Source organism: Agathobaculum sp., assembly GCF_050946325.1.
In the GTDB taxonomy this organism is placed as follows: Bacteria; Bacillota; Clostridia; order Oscillospirales; family Butyricicoccaceae; genus Agathobaculum.
This window is the reverse complement of sequence record NZ_JBMNUP010000173.1, coordinates 1-3,191: the sequence shown is the minus strand read 5'-3', so window position 1 is coordinate 3,191 and position 3,191 is coordinate 1. Positions and strand designations below refer to the sequence as shown.

Here is a 3,191-nt window from a genome sequence, read left to right as displayed (position 1 = left end):
CGGAAAAGCTGTTGTTCGGTAGTAATTTGGGCACGTTTTCGCCGGGAAGCGCGGTTTGCCTTGTGAGTTATGCATGTATTTCTGAGAACGAGAAAGAGGCAATTGCCGCACGCAATCTGGAAGCCCTGCTGGAGAGAAAGCTGGTGGATTGAAATGGAACACGGACAAACGCTGGCGCAGGCCGCGCGCAGCGGCGCGACGCTGACCGGAGAATTTGTGGTGGACTGCCACATGCACAACGCCCGCGTGGCCAAATTCTTCAGCCGGTTTGAGCATTATCGCGATCTCATTACCCAGATGAACAGGATCGGCGTCACCTGTGGGGTGGTGTCGAACCTCTGGACGACGGGCGAGCACTGGCAGGCCTATCCGGAAATGCTGGCCATGTGCGAGACCTATCCCGGCCGATTTTGGGGTTATCTGGCCCCAGACCCGCATCGGGACGATCACCGCACAGAGATGGAAAAGTTTGCCGCTTGCCCTTGTTTTCGCGGTGTAAAGCTGCACCCAGTTGAGCATAAAATGGATTTTGAGTGCCCCGAGTACCAATATGTTTATGCATGGGCGGGCGAGCGCGGGTTTCCCGTGCTGTTGCACACATGGGGGCAAGAGGTGCTGCGCTTTCATAAGCTGGCGCAAAGCTTCCCGCGCACAATATTCATTTTGGGGCATTCCGGCGGGGAGGAAGACGCGGTGCGCAGCGCCATTGAGGTGGCGGCCCGCCACGAGAACGTTTATCTGGACACGGCCTGCAGCTATGTGTGGTACGGCGCGGTGGAGGCTATGGCGCGGGGCGCGGGCGCCTGCAAGGTGCTGTATGGCTCGGACGCCTATTGGAACTCTATGGAGGCCGCAGTGGGCCGCATTTTGTTGGCTGAGCTGACGGATGAAGAAAAAAGGCAGATTCTGGGCCTGAACGCAAAGAGGCTGTTTCACCTGGATCAGCTGCAGAGAGGGTGAGAATATGAGCCTGAAAATCGAGCATGCGCATTTGGTTTTGCCCTATCAGGTGCTGCAGGACGCTTGGCTAATCAGCCGGGAGGGAAAAATCACAGCATATGGGTGCGGCGTTTCGCCGCAGCAAACGTTTTCCACTGTGATCGACGCAAAAGGACAGTATCTCACGCCGGGCTTTGTAGACCTGCACGTCCACGGGGGCGCGGGGGCCGATTTCCGGGATGGGGAAGAGGCTGCCTTTGTTCGGGCCATGCAGGCCCACCTGGCCGGAGGCACCACCACAATGCTGGCCACGGTGTCCAGCACAACGCTGGAGGGCACGCTGGAGAGCCTTCGTATATACGAGGCCATGCGGCAAAGGGAGGCGCAGCTTCCGCCGTTGCCGAGGCTGGCCGGCGTCCATCTGGAAGGGCCCTATTTTTCGCAAAAGGAGCGGGGCGCGCAGGATGAGACGATCATCCGCCTGCCGGATGCGGCGGAATACGAGCGTATTCTGGAGCAGGCCCCCTGCTTGCGCCGCTGGTCCATCGCCTGTGAACTTCCCGGTGCGCTAGAGCTGGGCGAGCGTCTGCATAAGCGGGGCATTATGGCCAGCGTCGGCCATTCCGACGCCACCACCGCACAGGTGTACGAGGCTTTTGGACGCGGGTTTCACAGCGTAACGCATTTGTATTCCGGCTGTTCGGTGCTGCACCGCAACGGGCCTCACCGGGAGGGCGGTGTGGTGGAGGCCGCGTTTCTCATCGATGAAATGGATGTGGAGGTCATTGCAGACGGCGTGCATCTGCCGCCGGATTTTCTGCGGCTGATCTATAAGATCAAAGGCCCAGAGCACATTGCACTGATTACCGATTCCATCCGCGCCGGCGCGGCGGACGTGCCGGAGGGCACCGTTGTGTACGATGATAAGGAGGGACGCCGGCCCATTTGCATAAAGGGCGGCGTGGCCGTGATGCCGGACGGCAAAAACTTTGCAGGTAGCATCGCCACAACCTCGCGGCTGGTGCGCACGATGGTGCAGCGTGCCGGCGTTGAACTGACGGCTGCGGTGCGCATGGCGGCGCTTACGCCCGCGCGTATGCTGGGTATGGACGCCGAGATTGGCAGCATCGCCGTCGGCAAGCGGGCGGATCTGCTGCTGCTGGATAGCGGCCTGCAGGTGCAAGGCGTGATACGGGATGGAAAGCAGGTTATCGATAACCGCTTAAACTAAACTGCAGAAAGGACGAAGAAACATGAAACTGAAAAATGTTTCCCACTATGCAATTTACGACCAAAAATTCGACAACTGGAAATCCGAGGTGCTGGATCGGTGGACGTATGACGATTTTGTCCGCGATCCGCAATACAAGAAAAAATGGATTTCCATTACGTCGCTGGCGTATCACCAGCCGTCGGACGCCGTATATCTGGGCATCGGTAGTTTTTCAGCTGAGCTGCTGTGGAAATTTGACCGTAAGGCCAAAACCATCACCTCCTGCGGCTACGAGAAGGTGGGCGAGCCGTTTGACGCCAAGTTTCACCGCTCGCTGGAATTGGATGGCAATACGCTGTATGGCGGTGTTGCGCTGTTCCATGATATCGACAAGCAGTTCACTGCAAAGGGCGGTCGCCTTGTAAAATATGATATCAACACCGGGGAGTTTACGTTCCTCGCACGGCCGTGCCCGCCGGCGTATATCCAGTCCATCGCGCTGGATCGCAAGCGCAGGATCATCTATGGGTTTGGCGCAGTACCGGAGGTATTCTTTCGCTACGACATCGACACGGGCAAGAGCCGTGTGATCGCCCATATCGGCAACGCCGCGGAATTCTGCGAAGCGCATAACCCCGTCATTGATAAGGACGGCAACGTGTGGGGCACTTACGGCATCCTGCGGGCGTTCTCGTACCGCACCGGCCCGGATTCGCTTCGGCTGTTCCGCTATTCGCCGGATACGGACGAGATGACATTCTTTGACCACGGCCTTCCCCGCACTGATGACCCGGCCGATAAGAGCAAGCCGGATACGTCCATTCTGGGCCCGGACGGCATGATCTACATCGGCACCGACGCGGGCTCGCTGATCCGACTTAATCCCGCTACTGCACAAGCCGAATTGCTGTGTTGCCCGTCGCCTGAAAGCCGCAGGCTGCCCGCGCTGGCTTTTCATCCTGAAAATCGGCTGCTTTATGGTATCTGCGGTGAACACTATAAGACTAAGCTTTTCGCTTATAATACCGAAAAAAGAGAG

The 3,191-nt window shown here is 58.2% G+C and carries 3 protein-coding genes; all 3 read left to right on the top strand.

The window, feature by feature from the left end:
- Positions 1-153: 153 nt before the first annotated feature.
- Positions 154-960, top strand: a complete 807-nt coding sequence (locus ACOYIE_RS10090; protein WP_050005753.1) for an amidohydrolase family protein — start codon at positions 154-156, stop codon at positions 958-960.
- 4 nt (positions 961-964) lie between these two features.
- The gene (gene nagA, locus ACOYIE_RS10085; protein WP_050005752.1) at positions 965-2,170 is read left to right on the top strand and encodes an N-acetylglucosamine-6-phosphate deacetylase; all 1,206 of its coding nucleotides are present in this window, start codon (positions 965-967) and stop codon (positions 2,168-2,170) included.
- A gap of 22 nt (positions 2,171-2,192) precedes the next feature.
- A partial coding sequence (locus tag ACOYIE_RS10080) for a hypothetical protein (protein WP_433412839.1) occupies positions 2,193-3,191 on the top strand: 999 nt, incomplete at its 3' end.